Origin of the sequence: uncultured Ruminococcus sp. (assembly GCF_947301925.1) — a bacterium.
Taxonomy (GTDB): Bacteria; Bacillota; Clostridia; order Oscillospirales; family Ruminococcaceae; genus Ruminococcus.
Genome location: NZ_CAMYUE010000023.1, coordinates 1 through 16,350 on the forward strand (window position 1 = coordinate 1; position 16,350 = coordinate 16,350).

Sequence of the window (16,350 nt, forward strand, 5' to 3'; positions counted from 1 at the left end):
TGTTTACCTTCTTGCCGTTTACTGTATAGTGGCTGTGTACAACGAGCTGTCTTGCCTCTCTTCTTGTGAGAGCCAGGCCCATTCTGTATACAACGCTGTCCAGTCTGGATTCGAGACAAGTGATAAGGTTATCACCGGCCTTACCCTCCATCTTCTCAGCGATCGCAAAGTAGTGTCTGAACTGCTTTTCGAGTACGCCGTAGATGAACTTCAGCTTCTGCTTTTCCTTCAGCTGAAGACCGTATTCAGAGATCTTCTTTCTGTTGTTTGCGTTCTTGAAACGGATGGACTCCTTCTTGGAAACGCCCATAACAGCGGGGCTGATGCCCAGATATCTGCACTTCTTAAGAATTGGTTCTTTCTGTACTGCCATATTAATACACCTCCAATTTGATCAGACACGACGTCTCTTAGGCGGACGGCAGCCATTGTGCGGGATAGGTGTTACGTCCTTGATCATTCTTACCTCAAGGCCTACGGTCTGAAGTGCTCTGATAGCTGCTTCACGGCCTGCACCGGGTCCCTTTACATATACTTCTACGTTCTTGAGGCCGTGCTCCATAGCAGCCTTTGCTGCTGTCTCGGCAGCTGTCTGAGCTGCGAAAGGAGTGGACTTCTTTGAGCCTCTGAAACCGAGTTCGCCTGCGCTTGCCCAAGAGATAGCGTTTCCGGCTGTATCTGTGATCGTAACGATCGTGTTATTGAAAGTGGACTGGATATGAACAGCGCCGCTTTCGATATTCTTACGTTCTCTACGTCTTCTGACAGTAGTAACTTTTTTACCCTTCTGCTGTGCCAAAGCTCATGACCTCCTTACTTCTTCTTGTTAGCGATAGTCTTTACAGGGCCCTTGCGGGTTCTTGCGTTTGTCTTTGTTCTCTGTCCTCTTACGGGGAGACCCTTACGGTGACGAACGCCTCTGTAGCAGCCTATTTCAACAAGTCTCTTGATGTTAAGAGCAACTTCACGGCGGAGGTCACCCTCTACTGTGTAATGCTCGTCGATATAGTCACGAAGCTTAGCTACATCCTCCTCAGCGAGATCCTTGACTCTTACGTCGGGGTTTACGCCTGTTGCTGCGAGGATATTTGTTGCAGTCTGACGACCGATTCCGTAGATATAAGTGAGACCGATTTCGATTCTCTTATTCTTGGGAAGGTCAACACCGGCTATTCTTGCCATATTATAATTGCACCTCCATTAATGCGTTCGGGTCATCAGCCCTGACGCTGCTTATGCTTTGGGTTTTCGCAGATAACCATTATTCTGCCTTTACGTTTAATAACCTTGCACTTTTCGCAAATAGGTTTTACTGAAGGTCTGACTTTCATTGAAAATACCTCCTTTAGCGGATAGCGGATATTCTGGATATCCTGTATTGTTACTTAACGCGCCATGTGATACGGCCCTTTGAAAGGTCGTACGGTGACATTTCAAGCTTTACCTTGTCACCAGGAACGATTCTGATATAATTCATTCTGAGCTTGCCCGAAACGTGGGATAATACCTCATGTCCGTTCTCAAGCTGAACCTTAAACATTGCATTAGGCAGAGCGTCTGTTACAACGCCTTCAACCTCGATTACATCTTCTTTTGACACTTTGCATAACCTCCTTTACTCAGCGCTGCCGAACTGCTTCAGAGCGTTCCTGAGTTTTTTATCAGTTATATCGTTTAGATCGATCATACTGTCTGTAATGCGGATATGTTTTATATTCTTCCGCTTTGGCTTGTCGAGCTTTCTGCTCTTGCCGTCTGCGATGAAGCAATACTTTTCATCAAAGTCTGTAACTGCGAAGTATCCTCCGCCGTCACGACCTGCCTCCGCTCTTACAACAGAGCCTTTAAGCAGCTTCACTATAATTCCCTCCGTCAGGGCTGTGTCAGAATGACGGGACCGTCAGGAGTTATTGCGATCATATGCTCAAAGTGAGCTGAAAGTGAACCACTTTTCGTTACGACTGTCCAGTTGTCCTTCATGACCCTGACGTCGTCTCCCTTGACATTAATCATGGGTTCTATGCAGATGGTCATACCCGCTACCAGTCTGGGACCGTGACCGGGTTTTCCCCAGTTCGGTACTTCGGGTGATTCATGAACTTCTCTGCCGATTCCGTGGCCGCAGTAATTTCTTACGATTCCGTAGCCTCGTGAAGCACAATACTCTTCAACAGCATGAGAAATATCTCCGATTCTTGCGCCAACCTGAGCCTGAGCTATGCCCTCGTAAAGGCTTTGCTCCGTAACCTCAAGCAATGCTTTAGCTTCATCAGATATTTTGCCCACAGGGAAGGTCCAGCAGCTGTCTCCGTTGAAGCCCTTATAAGCGGCTCCCGTGTCGATGCTTACTATATCGCCTTCTTTAAGTCTGCGGCTTGCCTTGGGGATACCGTGGATTATCTCCTCATTTACTGAGATACAAGCGTTTCCGGGGAATCCGTAAAGGCCTTTGAAGCAGGACTTGCTGTCGTGGCGTGCAAAGTACTCGCCCACCAGCTTATCAACGTCGAGCGTTGACATACCCGCCTTCAATCTTTCGCCCGCATACCATATTGCGCCGCAGGTAATCCTACCTGCTTCACGCATTATGGCTAACTCGGACTTTGATTTGATAGTTATGCTCATTACTTCTCTACTCCTACTGCTGCCAGTGTGAGCTTTGAAGTTTCAGCGACCTCTTCCTGACCGATAACAGTGACAAGCTTGCCCTGCTTCTCGTAATAGTCCTTCAGAGGAGCTGTTTTTTCGTGATAAGTTGCGAGTCTGTCGAGTACAACCTCGGGCTGATCGTCCTTGCGAACGATAGTCTTGTCGCCGCACTTATCGCAAACACCCTCAACCTTTGTAGGCTTATACTCGATGTGGTATGAAGCTCCGCAGCCCTGGCAGACTCTTCTGCCCGAAACTCTCTGCTTGATAGTCTCGTCGGGAACGTGGATCTCGATCACCTTGTCGATCTGGATGTTCATTTTGTCAAGAGCCTCTGCCTGAGGAACCGTTCTTGGGAAGCCGTCGAGGATGAAACCGTTTTTGCAGTCGTCCTCAGCTATTCTCTCCTTCAGGATACCGATAACGATATCGTCTGATACGAGAGCACCCGCGTCCATAGCAGCCTTAGCCTTAAGGCCGTACTCTGTGCCGTTCTTTGCGGCCTCGCGGAGGATATTGCCTGTTGAGATCTGAGGAATATTCAGAGCGTCGGACACTACCTCTGCCTGAGTACCCTTGCCTGCGCCGGGGGCGCCTAAAAAGATAAGGTTCATATGTGTCGGTCCTCCTTTACTGTAAGAAGCCCTTATGATGACGCATCATAAGATGTGATTCAAGTGTTCTTGTTGTTTCAAGCGCAACGCTTACTGCGATAAGGATCGTAGTACCGCCCATTGAAAGTGATCTGAGCTGCTCGTCTGCCATCGAGATGAAGATCGGGATAACAGCGATGATACCCAGGAAGATCGCGCCCACGAGAGAGATCTTGTTGAGTACTCTCTGGATGTAATCCGAAGTAGGCTTACCGGGTCTGATGCCGGGGATACCGCCGTTTGACTGACGGAGATTGTTAGCGATCTCAACGGGATTGTACTGGATCGAAACGTAGAAGTAGTTGAACGCGATTATGAGCAGGAAGTAGATAGCTGCATAGCTCCAGTTTCTTGTGCTGAAGAACTTGCAGAAGTGGTAGTAGAAACCGCTTGCCTTTGTAGGCTCTCCTGCGAACAGCTGGATGGTCTGGGGAAGAGACATAAACGACATAGCGAAGATGATAGGCATAACGCCGCTCATGATAACCTTTATCGGGATATGTGTCTTCTGTCCGCCGTACTGCTTTCTGCCGACTACGCGCTTTGCGTACTGTATCGGGATACGTCTTTCTGCCTCGTTCATGAAAACGATGAAAGCGATCTCGAGAACTATGAATAAGAGATAGCCCAGTGATACGAAGAGGTACTTGCTGGGGGTATCCTTTGTGAGCTTTACGAGAAGAGCTGCATCGGTAGGGAATCTTGCTGCGATACCTGCAAAGAGGAGCACAGAGATACCGTTTCCGAGACCCTTGTCGCTGATCCTGTTACCCATCCAAACAACGATGAGTGCGCCTGCAACGAAACAGCCGATGATTACGAAGGCTGCAAACCAGCCCTCTCCGCCGCTTCTGTACTTGAGCGCGTGAAGAACCGTACCGCCTTCACCCTCAACGTTCATACGCTTGAGGATGAGGTAATATCCGTAGGACATTACTACAGCGAGAACCATGGCAACGAATGCCGTGATCTTGTCGATCTTCTTTCTTCCCTCTTCACCCTCATCGCGCATACGCTCGAGAGGAGGCAGTGCATAGGTCAGCAGCTGCATGATGATGGAAGCGTTGATGAATGGTGTGATCGAAAGTGAAAACATTGTAGCCTGTGACATTGCGCCACCGGTAATGGTATTCATGTAATCGAGGAAGCCGCCGTCGGAAGCCTTTGTATCCATCCATGTCCTTACGACATCGGAGTTGAGATAAGGAACTGCCACTGCGCATCCGAATCTGAAGATGATTATCATGAATAATGTGTATAAGATCTTTTTTCTGATCTCGGGTACTCCCCATGCCTTTCTCAAGGTCTGAAACACATTACATCACCTCTGCTTTCCCGCCAGCCTTTTCTATTTTTTCAACAGCGCTCTGTGAGAATTTAGCAGCCTTTACAGTCAGCTTTGCGGAAAGCTCTCCGTTACCGAGGATCTTTACTCCGTCGTATACCTTCTTTACGAGACCTGAAGCTATGAGAAGCTCTGTGTCTACTACAGTATCATCCTTGAACTTGTTAAGATCTGAAACGTTAACGATAGCGTACTTTGTTGCAAAGATGTTGTTGAAGCCCCTCTTGGGGATTCTTCTTGCGAGGGGCATCTGGCCGCCTTCAAAGCCGATCCTTACGCCGCCGCCGCTACGAGCATTCTGACCCTTGTGGCCCTTGCCCGCTGTCTTGCCGTTACCTGAACCGTGGCCTCTGCCTATACGCTTTACAGCCTTGTTGGAGTCGAGTGCAGGTGTTAATTCGTGAATTTTCATATCATTGCACCTCCTTGTTTACGCTTCTGTAACCTCGATGAGGTGTGAGATCTTCTTGATTTTGCCGTTTGTCTGCTCATTGTCGGGCTGTGTTGTAACATCTCCGACCTTCCTGAGGCCAAGTGACTGAGCAGTAGCGATCTGGTCCTTCTTTCTACCAATGAGACTCTTTACGAGCTTGATATTCTTTGCCATTTCTTACTGCCTCCTTAACCTAATATTTCCTTAACGGTCTTGCCTCTCTTAGCAGCAACATCCTTTGCGGAAGTGCAGTTTACGAGGCCGTTGATCGTTGCTCTTACTACGTTGCAGGGGTTGTTTGAACGAAGTGACTTTGTTCTGATATCCTTGATGCCTGCTACTTCGATCACGGCACGGACAGGACCGCCTGCGATAACGCCGGTACCGGGTGCAGCGGGCTTCATAAGAACTCTGCCTGCGCCGAATGCGCCAACGATTTCGTGAGGGATAGTAGTTCCCTTGAGAGAAACCTTTACAAGGTTCTTCTTTGCGTCCTCGATGCCCTTACGGATTGCATCGGGAACTTCTCCTGACTTTCCGAGACCGAAGCCTACTGTGCCGTTTCCGTCGCCGACAACTACCAGTGCGGAGAACTTCATGATACGTCCGCCCTTAACTGTCTTTGATACACGGTTGATAGCTACGACCTTCTCAACGAACTCAGGAGCCTGTGTTTCAATATTAGCCATTGTTTTACCTCCCTCTTAGAACTTTAATCCGTTTTCACGGGCACCCTCTGCGAGTTCCTTGACTCTGCCGTGGTAGAGGTAGCCGCCTCTGTCGAAAACTACTTCGCTGATACCCTTATCAGCTGCGTTCTTAGCGATCATCTCGCCGACCTTGCGAGCACCCTCTGCGTTGCCGCCGTTGCCCTCAAAGCCCTTATCCATGCTTGATGCAGAAGCAAGAGTAACGCCGTTTACATCATCGATGAGCTGAGCATAGATGTGCTTTGTTGAACGGAACACATTGAGACGGGGACGCTCGGGAGTTCCTGAGATCTTTGCACGAACTCTGCGATGTCTCTTTAATCTTGCCTTATTGCTGTCAAATTTCTTAATCATAGCAATTTGCTCCTTTTAATTACTTCTTGCCCTTACCAGCTTTACCTTCCTTGCGGATGATATGCTCGCCTTCGTATCTTATGCCCTTGCCCTTGTACGGCTCAGGGGGACGCTTTTCGCGAATTTCAGCTGCAAACTGACCTACAGCCTGCTTGTCGATACCGCTTACGATGATCTTGTTGGGCTGGGGAACCTCGAGCTTGATAGCGTCTGTTTCCTCAAGTACAACAGGATGTGAGAAGCCAAGGTTAAGATTTACCTTGTTGCCGCTCTTTGCAGCACGGTAGCCGACACCCTCGATCTCGAGAGTCTTGGAATATCCGTTTGTTACACCCTCAACCATGTTGTTGATAAGTGTTCTTGTAAGACCGTGAAGTGAGCGATGACGCTTGTCGTCGCTGGGTCTTGTAACTGTTATAGTGCCGTTCTCGACCTCTATGCCGAGCTCAGGGCTGAACTGTCTTGTAAGCTCGCCCTTAGGTCCCTTTACAGTGATAAGATTGTTCTCATTCTTTATCTCTACACCTGCAGGAACGCTTATAGGCATTTTACCGATTCTTGACATGATCGATATCCTCCTTACCAGATGTATGCGAGGACCTCGCCGCCGACGTTGAGCTCTCTTGCCTTCTTGTCGGTCACGATTCCCTTTGAAGTTGAAACGATTGCAATACCAAGGCCTTTTCTTACCTTAGGCATATCTGCGCAGCTTGAGTAGATACGCAGACCGGGCTTAGAAACTCTTCTGAGGCCCGTTATAACGGGAGACTTGTTGTCGCCGTATTTAAGCGTGATCCTGATAACACCCTGCTTTCCGTCTTCGATGAGCTGGAAGCCCTTTACATAGCCCTCGTCTACGAGGATCTGTGTGATGTCCTTCTTTACTCTTGAAGCGGGAACGTCAACAGTGGCGTGCTTTGCAGTATTCGCATTGCGAATTCTTGTTAAAAGATCAGCGATTGTATCAGTTATCTGCATGCCGAATGACCTCCTTCTTGTATTTTACCAGCTTGCCTTTTTAACGCCGGGGATCTGACCGTCGTGTGCAAGCTCTCTGAAACAGATACGGCAGATGCCGAACTTTCTGAGATATGCGTGCGGTCTGCCACAGATCTTACATCTGTTGTAAGCTCTTGTGGAATACTTGGGAGTTCTCTGCTGCTTATTGATCATTGCCTTCTTAGCCATTTTATTTCCTCCCTGATTACTTGATGAACGGAGCACCCATAAGTGAAAGGAGCTCTCTTGCCTCTTCATCTGTCTGTGCTGTTGTGATGAAGTTGATATCCATACCTCTTACCTTGTCGATCTTGTCGTACTCGATCTCAGGGAAGATAAGCTGTTCCTTGATACCTGTTGAGTAGTTGCCCTTGCCGTCGAATGAATTTGCGCTGATTCCTCTGAAGTCACGAACGCGGGGGAACGCAACGTTGAAGAGCTTGTTTACAAATTCATACATTCTTTCGCCTCTGAGAGTAACTTTAACGCCGATAGGCATACCCTCACGGAGCTTGAAGTTAGCAACTGACTTCTTAGCTCTGCACACTACAGGCTTCTGGCCTGTGATAGCTGCGAGATCGGTCATGATAGCGTCGATGACCTTTGCGTTGTCCTTTGCTTCACCTGCGCCGACATTGATTACTACCTTGTCCAGCTTCGGGATCTGCATTACGCTCTTATAGCCGAATTTCTTCATAAGTGCAGGAGCAACGTCGCTAACATAAAAATCCTTTAAACTTGCCATGTCGTTTCTCCTTTACTATTATTCAAAAGACTTTCCGCACTTCTTGCAAACGCGGAGCTTCTTGCCGTCCTCTACAACGTGGCCGATCCTTGTGGGCTTGCCGCACTTGGGGCACACGAGCTGTACCTTGCAGGCGTATACGGGAGCTTCTGTTCTGATGATGCCGCCCTTTTCGCCCATTCTTGTAGGCTTTACGTGCTTTGTGATCATGTTGATTCCCTCAACGATGACCTTGTCTTCCTTGGGGCTTACTTCTACGACCTTACCGGTCTTTCTGTCGCCCTTGCTGTCGAATTTATCCTCGTACTTGCCGGTGAGAAGGATTACAGTGTCACCGGTTTTAACGTGTACTTTACTCATAATCGAATGACACCTCCATTAAAGAACTTCAGGAGCGAGGCTGAGGATCTTTGTATACTCCTTTTCACGGAGCTCCTTAGCAACGGGCCCGAAGATACGGGTTCCCCTGGGGTTCTTGTCTTCCTTAATAATAACAGCAGCGTTCTCATCAAAGCGGATGTAAGTACCGTCCTCTCTTCTGAGACCCTTTGCTGAACGAACGATAACTGCCTTTACAACATCGCCCTTCTTTACAACGCCTCCGGGTGTTGCTTTCTTAACTGAAGCAACTACTACATCGCCGATATTTGCATATCTTCTGCGTGTACCTCCCAGAACTCTGATACACATAAGCTCCTTAGCGCCTGTGTTATCAGCGACTTTAAGATAAGTCTGCATCTGTATCACAGCGAGTTCCTCCTTTCAAGCTTTAAGCTTCTATCAAAATTACTTAGCCTTTTCAATGATATTTGTCACACGCCATCTCTTATCCTTTGAAAGCGGACGTGTTTCCATAACCTCAACGCGGTCACCGATCCTGCACTCATTGTTTTCATCGTGAGCCTTAAGCTTAACGGTACGCTTGATGATCTTCTTATAAAGCGGGTGTTTAACGTTATCAACGATAGCAACTACGACGGTTTTATCCATCTTATCGCTTACAACCTTACCTACTCTTGTTTTTCTAAGGTTTCTCTCAGTAGACATTAGCTAAATCCTCCCTTTCTTACTGCTGTGCAGCAAGCTCTGCCTCACGCAGAGATGTCTTGATGCGTGCAATATCCTTCTTTACAGCCTTGAGACGAGCTGTATTATCAAGCTGATTTATAGCCAGCTGGAAACGGAGCGCGAAGAGCTCCTCCTTGAGGCTGGCGAGCTTCTCGTTGAGCTCATCAACTGACATTTCTCTGATTTCCGATGCCTTCATTACTGCTCAACCTCCTGCTCTGCCTTTGTTACGAACTTACACTTGATAGGAAGCTTGTGCATAGCGAGACGCATAGCTTCTCTTGCAGTTTCCTCAGCAACGCCCTTGATCTCAAAGAGAACTCTGCCGGGCTTAACTACTGCTACCCAGTACTCGGGTGAACCCTTACCTGAACCCATTCGTGTTTCAGCGGGCTTTTCTGTGATGGGCTTGTCAGGGAAGATCTTGATCCATACCTGACCGCCTCTCTTGATGTAACGGGTCATAGCGATACGGGCAGACTCGATCTGATTGGATGTGATCCATGCGGGCTCAAGAGCCTGGAGACCGAAATCACCGTATGTTACCTTATTTCCTCTGTATGCCTTACCCTTCAGACGTCCTCTGTGGACTCTGCGGTACTTAACTCTCTTCGGAAGCAGCATTACTGATTACCTCCTTCTCTTTTAGCGTCACGATTGAAATTTCTGTTTCCGCCTCTTCTGTTACCGTCACGTCTGTCGTCACGGCGGCGTCTGTCATTATTTCTTGAATCGTTCTTTCTCTCGATCTTCTCTCTCTGAGCAGCTGCCTTTGCAGCGTCTCCCTTGAGAACTTCGCCCTTGTAGATCCAAACCTTTACGCCAAGCTTGCCGTAGGTTGTATCTGCCTCTGCGAAACCGTAATCGATATCAGCACGGATAGTCTGGAGCGGGATTGTACCCTCGTGGTAGCTCTCGCTTCTTGCGATCTCGGCACCGGCAAGTCTGCCTGAAACCTTGACCTTGATACCCTTTGCGCCAAGACGCATTGTTCTGCCGATAGACTGCTTCATAGCTCTTCTGAAGGATACTCTGTTCTCGAGGTCGAGAGCGATCTTCTCTGCTACGAGCTGGCTGTCCATATCGGGCTGCTTTACTTCAATTATATTGACGAGAACCTGCTTGTTCATCATCTTCTCGAGCTGTGCTCTGAGCTTCTCGATCTCTGCGCCGCCTCTTCCGATAACGATACCGGGCTTAGCGCAGTGGATGTGGATTCTTACCTTATCGGCAAAACGCTCGATCTCGATCCTGGGAACACCTGCTGCATACAGGCTCTTCTTGATGAAGTTACGAACGTTGTAGTCCTCTACGAGAGTGTTGCCGAAGTCGGACTTATTTGCATACCAACGAGAATCCCAATCCTTAATAACGCCGACACGAAGACCGTGCGGATTAACTTTCTGGCCCATTATTCAAACCTCCTTGGGATTATTCTTTTTCTTTAAGAACAACTGTGATATGTGATGTTCTCTTTAAAATTCTATATGCTCTGCCCTGTGCTCTCGGCATGATTCTCTTCATTATAGGACCGGGTGTTACGAAGCACTCGGAAACTACGAGATTATCCTTATCCATGCTGAAGTTGTTTTCAGCGTTTGCCTGAGCGGACTTAACAAGCTTTGCAACGATAGGGCTTGCAGCCTTGGGAGTAAGGTCTAAAGTAGCTAAAGCGAGATCAACAGGCTTGTTTCTGATAAGATCCAGTACGATCTGCACCTTTCTGGGTGATATACGAGCATTTCTTAAATAAGCTCTTGCTTCCATCTGTGAACTCCTCCTTCCGCTTATTTCTTACCGTTGTTGGATGTCTTTGAGCCTGCGTGGCCCTTGTAAGTTCTTGTAGGAGCAAACTCACCGAGCTTGTGACCTACCATATCCTCTGTTACATATACCGGAACATGCTTGCGTCCGTCATGTACAGCAAATGTGTGACCTACGAAATCAGGGAATATTGTTGAAGAACGGCTCCATGTCTTGAGGACCTTCTTCTCACCTGCTTCATTCATTGCAACGACCCTCTTCAGGAGAACTTCCTGGACATAAGGTCCCTTCTTAATGCTTCTGCTCATTTAATCAGTTCCTCCTTTCAGATTACTTGCCGTTGCGGCGCTTTACGATGAACTTGTCAGTTCTGTGATGCTTCTTACGAGTCTTGTAGCCGAGTGCGGGCTTGCCCCAGGGGGTAACAGGTCCGGGACGGCCGACAGGTGACTTACCTTCACCACCACCGTGGGGGTGATCGCAGGGGTTCATTACAGAACCGCGGACTGTAGGTCTCCAGCCCATGTTTCTTACACGGCCTGCCTTACCATAGTTAACGTTCTCGTGATCGATGTTGGAAACCTGACCGATTGCAGCCTTGCATCCGATCGGAACCTTTCTCATCTCGCCGGAAGGAAGTCTGATAAGAGCGTAGTTGTCCTCCTTGCCCATGAGCTGAGCCTGATTGCCTGCGCTTCTTACGAGCTGAGCGCCCTTGCCGGGATAAAGCTCGATAGCGTGGATGAATGTACCAACGGGGATATCAGCGAGCTTGAGAGCGTTGCCGGGCTTGATATCTGCCTCTGAGCCTGACTCGATCTTGTCGCCTACCTTGAGGCCGTTGGGAGCGAGGATGTATCTCTTCTCGCCGTCCTCGTACTGTACGAGAGCGATGAATGCGCTTCTGTTGGGATCGTACTCAAGAGTCTGAACAACGGCGATCATATCGTCCTTGTCTCTCTTGAAGTCGATGATACGGTACTTTCTTCTGTTACCGCCGCCTCTGTGGCGAACTGTTATACGGCCGTAGCTGTTTCTTCCCGACTTCTTCTTCATGGGTTCGAGAAGGCTCTTCTCCGGCTCAACCTTTGACAGAACCGAGTAGTCAGTTACAGTCATCTGACGTCTCGAAGGTGTCGTAGGCTTATATGTTTTAATAGCCATTTTAACTTTCTCCTTTAATGCATTTTTCGCGGGAGCATTACTCCCATACTTTCTGACTTATACTATCGTATCAGACCATACCCTCGAAGAACTCGATGGACTTGGAATCCTCTGTAAGAGTGATGATAGCCTTCTTCCAGTCAGGTGTCTTGCCGGCGAATCTGCCGACTCTCTTTGCGCGGCCGTTGCAGTTGAGTGTGTTTACCTTGGCAACTTCAACGCCGAAGAGCTGCTCTACAGCCTTCTTTATCTCGGACTTGTTAGCGTCCTTAGCAACCTTAAAGGTGTACTTTCCGTTCTGGAGCTCATCCATAGACTTCTCGGTGATAACGGGCTTCAGAATAATGTCCTGAGCTGCTTTCATTATGCGTACACCTCCTCGATCTTTCCAACGGCATTCTTAACAACGATGAACTTATCATAGTTGAGTATGTCGTAAACATTAAGAGTATTTACAGCAGCAGTCTTAACACCGGGGATGTTAGCTGCGCTCTTTACTACCTTTGCGTCAGCCTCAGCTGTTACGATGAGAGCCTTGCCCTCAACGCCGAGAGCCTTGAGCATTTCAACAACTGTCTTTGTCTTGTACTCGTCAAGTGTGAGAGCGTCAAGAACGATCATGTTGTTGTCGAGAACCTTAGCAGAAAGCGCAGACTTCATTGCGAGTCTCTTTACCTTCTTGTTAAGGGTATATCTGTAATCTCTGGGCTTGGGGCCGAGAGCGATTCCGCCGTGTACCCACTGAGGAGCACGGGTCGAACCCTGTCTTGCATGGCCTGTACCCTTCTGTCTCCAGGGCTTTCTGCCGCCGCCGCTTACTTCTGTTCTTGTAAGTGTGGACTGTGTGCCCTGTCTCTGGTTTGCAAGGTAATTAACAACTGCAGCGTGCATAACACCTTCGTTGGGAGTGATTCCGAAGATCTCGTCGTTGAGCTCTGTCTCGGAAACCTGCTTACCTGTCATATCAAAAACTGAAATTGTAGACATTTACGCTTCCTCCTTCCTTAAGCCTTTACGCTGTCAACGATATAAACGATACCGCCCTTGGGACCGGGGATAGCGCCCTTGATAGCGATGAGATTGTTCTCAGTGTCTATTTTAACGATTTCGAGATTCTGAACAGTTACCTGCTCTGCGCCCATGTGACCTGCCATGCCCTTGCCCTTATAGATTCTTGAAGGGGATGAGCAAGCACCCATTGAACCTGCCTGTCTGTGAACAGGGCCGGTACCGTGAGTTTCCTTGAGTCTGTGCTGATTGTGGCGCTTGATGGGGCCTGCATAGCCCTTACCCTTGCTGGTGCCAACAACGTCGATGGCGTCGCCTACAGCAAATGTATCAGCCTTGATGATGTCGCCTACGTTAAGAGTGTCGCAGTCGTCAAGTCTGAACTCCTTGAGTTCCTTCTTGCAAGCTACGTCAGCCTTATCGAAGTGACCCTTCATAGGCTTGTTAACTCTCTGTACCTTTACGTCGCCGTAGCCCAGCTGAAGTGCTGCATAGCCGTCGTTCTCAACAGTCTTCTTCTGTACAACGACGCAGGGGCCGGCTTCCACTACTGTTACAGGAACAACTTTTCCTGTCTCGTCGAAGATCTGAGTCATACCGATCTTCTTACCGATAATGCCTTTCTGCATTTTCTTTTCCTCCTATAGGTTATTGGTTGATGATTTACACATCAACATGACCGACGGATCACCGTCATTCCGCTTCCCGAGCGGTAGTTTCAAGCGTAATATCGGTTAATCACTTAACCTCCATAACAACGTCTACGCCTGCGGGGATCTCGAGCTTTTCAAGAGCAGCAGAAGTCTTGTCTGTAGGACGGATAACGTCTACAAGTCTCTTGTGAGTTCTCATCTCGAACTGCTCACGGCTGTCCTTGTACTTGTGTACAGCACGGAGAATTGTAACAACTTCCTTGTCTGTGGGGAGCGGGATAGGTCCCGAAACTCTCGCACCGCTTCTCTTAGCTGCCTCAACGATCTTAGCTGCTGCAATATCAACAGTAGCGTGATCGTAGCCCTTGATCTTGAATCTGATCTTTTCGTTGACTGCCATTATTTTCGCCTCCTTGAATTTGATTACGGGGACGCAGATTGGAATATCACACGTTTCCGTGTGTTTCATGCCTTACCTGATAAAAAAACTCGGAAAACCGTTGTTTTCCGAGCCGTCTTAGCAAAATATGAGCACAAAAAGAGCATAATCCACGCATACGCAAGCTGCGTGAAGAATAACCACAAACTGTGTTCGATATCCCATTCGCCCGGTTTAAAATCGGACATACTCCACGGAAATTACCTGCCATACCGGCAGCAACCTTCCGCTTCAACGCATATCTTCTGCAGTCAGCGCGCATATCAGCGCACTCAACGTAAACCATTATACCACATATATAGGGATAAATCAACAATTTGCAGAAATTGTATTTGTAAATTTTTGATGAACGATAATTTTGTTTTAACAATATATCATTCCCGAAGCTGTCATGCTGTCCGCGCGGCACCGATGAAGCCGGTATTCACGGGGAATACCGGCTTTCCGGCCATATCGTCAGCTTCCGAAGATATACTTCAGAGCAGTGAGCACAGTATCGCCAACGGACTTTGAATCCACCACATCGAGAGCCCTGTCGGGGCGGTCGGTGATGATATTGTCCACGCCGAGAGCCATCATCTTCTGCATTTCGCTCTGGCGGTCCACTGTCCAGACGAATATCCTCTTTCCGTTGTGATGGGCGGAATTGACCACGCTCTGGTTCACAAAGAGGTAATTCATGCTGACAGCGTCAATGTAGGGCAGCTGGGAGTAGGACGTGGCCGTAGCCAGATTGGCTATGAAGGCCGTCTTTATCTTCGGGTTCATCTGCTTTACCTTCTTCAGCGCAGGGTAAGAGAACGAAGTGACATAGCAGGAGTTGACAATGCCGTACTCCTCTATGAGCTCCACTGTCTTTTCCGCTGTGCGCTTGGGGTTGCCGGAGCGCTTTATCTCGATATTCAGCATTATATCCTTCCCCACCAGATCCAGTACCTCCTCCAGTGTGGGTATCCTGACGTCGTCGAACTCGCCGTCCTTGCCGAACCAGGAGCCCGCAGAGAACTCCATTAGCTGGTCGTAGGTATAATTGCTGAGCTTGCCCTTTCCGTCGGTGGTGCGGTCAAGCTTGTCGTCGTGGAACACCACGAGAACGTCATCGGCGGTGAGCTGTACGTCCAGCTCTATATAGTCCGCGCCGCAGTCAAGGGCAGCCTGGAAGGCGGGAAGGGTATTCTCGGGAGCCACCCGTGAAAAGCCTCTGTGCGCCGTGACCTGAGTCCTGCTGAGCAGTCCCACGTTGAGGCTTACGTTGCCGCGATACAGCGCCCTGAAATAGGACACGTTCATGACCAGTCCCGCAGCTATGAGAACGGCGGCGATCACCGCCCTGCGTCCCTTTTTCAGCTTGTCGGTGCTGCGGTTGGGGAGCACCAGCTCCTCGTCCTTGTTGTCCGCAAGGAATTTCCTTGTTATCCACCACATTACCGCAGGTGCCGAGAAAAATGCCGACAGGGCAGTAAATATGCTCCATGTATAGCGCAGCACCCTCAGAGCGGTGGAAAAGGCCGCTCTTGGCTCAGAAAATCCCTTGATGACAAACACCGCCAGGAAGCTGATACCAAAGGTCATCAGAGCTATGATGAGCATTACGGAAACTGTCCACAGGAACAGTGAAACGATCATTCTGAAACGATGGCCTGCAATTTTTTCGCGGCTCTTCTTTATGCAATCGCGGAATGAACACTTCGTCAGTATCAGGTAGTGCAGGCTGTAGCTTCCGCTTATCATCAGTATGATGAACAGCAGCTGTATCATAATATACGAGAATATGGCAGCAGCGCCGTTCACGGAATAGAATATCCTCCTCAGCACAGGCATCAGCGGAGCCATGAACATACCGGAGGACAGCGAGAACTGCGCCAGAGGCATGAGCGCCATATAGCCAATGAAGGACAGTATGCCCGAGCCCTTGAAGGCCTTTCCGAAGGCGCGTACGCCCGTTCTGAACATACCTCCCGTATATATCCGCTCTCCCTTTCCGAAACACGAGAAGCAGGCGGCAAGGGCGGAAAGCTCCACAAACGAGAAAAAGGCATAGAAGAAAAGCATCAGCACGATAGCGGCTATCGTAGCGGGATGCTTGAGATATACAAGAAGGTTTTCATCATTCAGGTAATTGATTCCCGAAAGCTTCATAGTCAGCTTCAGCACCAGCGCCAGCACGGGCGTGCCTATAGCCAGCAGCAGGAGCTTGAACACAAGCTCGAACACAAGGAAGTGAGGTATCGCTCTCAGGAAGAAGCCTGTTGATCTGATACGTTTTTTCATAAGTCTCTTCTCCGAACAAATGAGTATACTTCAATTATAAGCCCTTTGCCTGCCGTTGTCAATAAAAAAGCGTCGCTTTTCCTGTGAAAAGCGAC

At 48.8% G+C, this 16,350-nt stretch carries 31 protein-coding genes; all 31 read right to left on the reverse strand.

Features of this window, described 5'->3' with window-relative positions; genetic code table 11:
- A partial coding sequence (rpsD, locus tag Q0Y65_RS14710) for a 30S ribosomal protein S4 (protein ID WP_297961533.1) occupies window positions 1-373 on the reverse strand: 373 nt, incomplete at its 3' end.
- Window positions 374-394: 21 nt separating this feature from the next.
- A complete protein-coding gene (rpsK, locus tag Q0Y65_RS14715; RefSeq protein WP_024860931.1) occupies window positions 395-799 on the reverse strand; it encodes a 30S ribosomal protein S11 in 405 nt (134 codons plus the stop codon).
- A 14-nt stretch (window positions 800-813) separates the two neighbouring features.
- On the reverse strand, window positions 814-1,182 hold the full coding sequence (gene rpsM / locus Q0Y65_RS14720) for a 30S ribosomal protein S13 (RefSeq protein ID WP_024860932.1): 369 nt from the start codon (window positions 1,180-1,182) through the stop codon (window positions 814-816).
- A 35-nt stretch (window positions 1,183-1,217) separates the two neighbouring features.
- Window positions 1,218-1,331, reverse strand: coding sequence for a 50S ribosomal protein L36 (gene rpmJ, locus Q0Y65_RS14725; RefSeq protein ID WP_009984964.1), 114 nt, complete (start codon window positions 1,329-1,331; stop codon window positions 1,218-1,220).
- A gap of 50 nt (window positions 1,332-1,381) precedes the next feature.
- Entirely contained in the window at window positions 1,382-1,600 is a 219-nt protein-coding gene (infA, locus tag Q0Y65_RS14730) for a translation initiation factor IF-1 (RefSeq protein ID WP_009984966.1), read from the reverse strand.
- Between the two features lie 15 nt (window positions 1,601-1,615).
- Window positions 1,616-1,858 (reverse strand): KOW domain-containing RNA-binding protein, encoded by a 243-nt coding sequence (locus Q0Y65_RS14735; protein WP_297961539.1) that lies wholly within the window; start codon window positions 1,856-1,858, stop codon window positions 1,616-1,618.
- Window positions 1,859-1,872: 14 nt separating this feature from the next.
- A complete protein-coding gene (map, locus tag Q0Y65_RS14740) occupies window positions 1,873-2,625 on the reverse strand; it encodes a type I methionyl aminopeptidase (protein WP_297961542.1) in 753 nt (250 codons plus the stop codon).
- A complete protein-coding gene (locus Q0Y65_RS14745; protein WP_297961545.1) occupies window positions 2,625-3,263 on the reverse strand; it encodes an adenylate kinase in 639 nt (212 codons plus the stop codon). The genes map and Q0Y65_RS14745 overlap by 1 nt, the downstream gene beginning before the upstream one ends.
- A 16-nt stretch (window positions 3,264-3,279) precedes the next feature.
- The gene (gene secY / locus Q0Y65_RS14750; RefSeq protein ID WP_297961548.1) at window positions 3,280-4,617 is read right to left on the reverse strand and encodes a preprotein translocase subunit SecY; all 1,338 of its coding nucleotides are present in this window, start codon (window positions 4,615-4,617) and stop codon (window positions 3,280-3,282) included.
- A 1-nt stretch (window position 4,618) separates the two neighbouring features.
- Window positions 4,619-5,059, reverse strand: coding sequence for a 50S ribosomal protein L15 (gene rplO, locus Q0Y65_RS14755; protein WP_297961551.1), 441 nt, complete (start codon window positions 5,057-5,059; stop codon window positions 4,619-4,621).
- 18 nt (window positions 5,060-5,077) lie between these two features.
- On the reverse strand, window positions 5,078-5,254 hold the full coding sequence (rpmD, locus tag Q0Y65_RS14760) for a 50S ribosomal protein L30 (RefSeq protein WP_297961554.1): 177 nt from the start codon (window positions 5,252-5,254) through the stop codon (window positions 5,078-5,080).
- 14 nt (window positions 5,255-5,268) lie between these two features.
- Window positions 5,269-5,769 carry a 30S ribosomal protein S5 gene (gene rpsE / locus Q0Y65_RS14765; RefSeq protein WP_173385369.1) on the reverse strand — a complete coding sequence of 167 codons (501 nt, stop codon included), beginning with the start codon at window positions 5,767-5,769 and terminating at the stop codon, window positions 5,269-5,271.
- Window positions 5,770-5,784: 15 nt separating this feature from the next.
- Window positions 5,785-6,144 carry a 50S ribosomal protein L18 gene (gene rplR / locus Q0Y65_RS14770; protein ID WP_297961559.1) on the reverse strand — a complete coding sequence of 120 codons (360 nt, stop codon included), beginning with the start codon at window positions 6,142-6,144 and terminating at the stop codon, window positions 5,785-5,787.
- Window positions 6,145-6,163: 19 nt separating this feature from the next.
- Entirely contained in the window at window positions 6,164-6,709 is a 546-nt protein-coding gene (rplF, locus tag Q0Y65_RS14775) for a 50S ribosomal protein L6 (protein ID WP_297961562.1), read from the reverse strand.
- Window positions 6,710-6,723: 14 nt separating this feature from the next.
- Window positions 6,724-7,122, reverse strand: a complete 399-nt coding sequence (gene rpsH / locus Q0Y65_RS14780; protein WP_019680111.1) for a 30S ribosomal protein S8 — start codon at window positions 7,120-7,122, stop codon at window positions 6,724-6,726.
- A 24-nt stretch (window positions 7,123-7,146) separates the two neighbouring features.
- The gene (locus Q0Y65_RS14785) at window positions 7,147-7,332 is read right to left on the reverse strand and encodes a type Z 30S ribosomal protein S14 (protein WP_009984979.1); all 186 of its coding nucleotides are present in this window, start codon (window positions 7,330-7,332) and stop codon (window positions 7,147-7,149) included.
- Window positions 7,333-7,348: 16 nt separating this feature from the next.
- Entirely contained in the window at window positions 7,349-7,888 is a 540-nt protein-coding gene (gene rplE, locus Q0Y65_RS14790; RefSeq protein WP_296570836.1) for a 50S ribosomal protein L5, read from the reverse strand.
- Window positions 7,889-7,906: 18 nt separating this feature from the next.
- Window positions 7,907-8,248 carry a 50S ribosomal protein L24 gene (gene rplX, locus Q0Y65_RS14795; protein ID WP_297961567.1) on the reverse strand — a complete coding sequence of 114 codons (342 nt, stop codon included), beginning with the start codon at window positions 8,246-8,248 and terminating at the stop codon, window positions 7,907-7,909.
- 18 nt (window positions 8,249-8,266) lie between these two features.
- The gene (gene rplN / locus Q0Y65_RS14800; protein WP_028519369.1) at window positions 8,267-8,635 is read right to left on the reverse strand and encodes a 50S ribosomal protein L14; all 369 of its coding nucleotides are present in this window, start codon (window positions 8,633-8,635) and stop codon (window positions 8,267-8,269) included.
- A gap of 39 nt (window positions 8,636-8,674) precedes the next feature.
- A complete protein-coding gene (gene rpsQ / locus Q0Y65_RS14805; RefSeq protein ID WP_019680108.1) occupies window positions 8,675-8,935 on the reverse strand; it encodes a 30S ribosomal protein S17 in 261 nt (86 codons plus the stop codon).
- A 19-nt stretch (window positions 8,936-8,954) separates the two neighbouring features.
- Window positions 8,955-9,155, reverse strand: coding sequence for a 50S ribosomal protein L29 (gene rpmC / locus Q0Y65_RS14810; protein ID WP_019680107.1), 201 nt, complete (start codon window positions 9,153-9,155; stop codon window positions 8,955-8,957).
- On the reverse strand, window positions 9,155-9,580 hold the full coding sequence (rplP, locus tag Q0Y65_RS14815; RefSeq protein ID WP_009984988.1) for a 50S ribosomal protein L16: 426 nt from the start codon (window positions 9,578-9,580) through the stop codon (window positions 9,155-9,157). Before rplP ends, rpmC begins: the two co-directional genes overlap by 1 nt.
- A complete protein-coding gene (gene rpsC / locus Q0Y65_RS14820) occupies window positions 9,580-10,368 on the reverse strand; it encodes a 30S ribosomal protein S3 (RefSeq protein ID WP_297961572.1) in 789 nt (262 codons plus the stop codon). The genes rplP and rpsC overlap by 1 nt, the downstream gene beginning before the upstream one ends.
- Before the next feature lie 19 nt (window positions 10,369-10,387).
- Entirely contained in the window at window positions 10,388-10,723 is a 336-nt protein-coding gene (gene rplV, locus Q0Y65_RS14825; RefSeq protein WP_019680104.1) for a 50S ribosomal protein L22, read from the reverse strand.
- A gap of 20 nt (window positions 10,724-10,743) precedes the next feature.
- Window positions 10,744-11,028, reverse strand: coding sequence for a 30S ribosomal protein S19 (gene rpsS / locus Q0Y65_RS14830; RefSeq protein ID WP_009984992.1), 285 nt, complete (start codon window positions 11,026-11,028; stop codon window positions 10,744-10,746).
- A 22-nt stretch (window positions 11,029-11,050) separates the two neighbouring features.
- The gene (gene rplB / locus Q0Y65_RS14835; RefSeq protein ID WP_297961576.1) at window positions 11,051-11,884 is read right to left on the reverse strand and encodes a 50S ribosomal protein L2; all 834 of its coding nucleotides are present in this window, start codon (window positions 11,882-11,884) and stop codon (window positions 11,051-11,053) included.
- Between the two features lie 70 nt (window positions 11,885-11,954).
- On the reverse strand, window positions 11,955-12,248 hold the full coding sequence (gene rplW / locus Q0Y65_RS14840) for a 50S ribosomal protein L23 (RefSeq protein WP_297961579.1): 294 nt from the start codon (window positions 12,246-12,248) through the stop codon (window positions 11,955-11,957).
- A complete protein-coding gene (gene rplD, locus Q0Y65_RS14845) occupies window positions 12,248-12,871 on the reverse strand; it encodes a 50S ribosomal protein L4 (RefSeq protein WP_297961582.1) in 624 nt (207 codons plus the stop codon). Before rplD ends, rplW begins: the two co-directional genes overlap by 1 nt.
- Before the next feature lie 17 nt (window positions 12,872-12,888).
- Window positions 12,889-13,521 carry a 50S ribosomal protein L3 gene (rplC, locus tag Q0Y65_RS14850; protein ID WP_297961585.1) on the reverse strand — a complete coding sequence of 211 codons (633 nt, stop codon included), beginning with the start codon at window positions 13,519-13,521 and terminating at the stop codon, window positions 12,889-12,891.
- A gap of 109 nt (window positions 13,522-13,630) precedes the next feature.
- The gene (gene rpsJ / locus Q0Y65_RS14855) at window positions 13,631-13,945 is read right to left on the reverse strand and encodes a 30S ribosomal protein S10 (RefSeq protein ID WP_028519374.1); all 315 of its coding nucleotides are present in this window, start codon (window positions 13,943-13,945) and stop codon (window positions 13,631-13,633) included.
- Window positions 13,946-14,440: 495 nt separating this feature from the next.
- On the reverse strand, window positions 14,441-16,255 hold the full coding sequence (locus tag Q0Y65_RS14860; protein WP_297961589.1) for a glycerophosphodiester phosphodiesterase family protein: 1,815 nt from the start codon (window positions 16,253-16,255) through the stop codon (window positions 14,441-14,443).
- Window positions 16,256-16,350 lie beyond the last annotated feature (95 nt).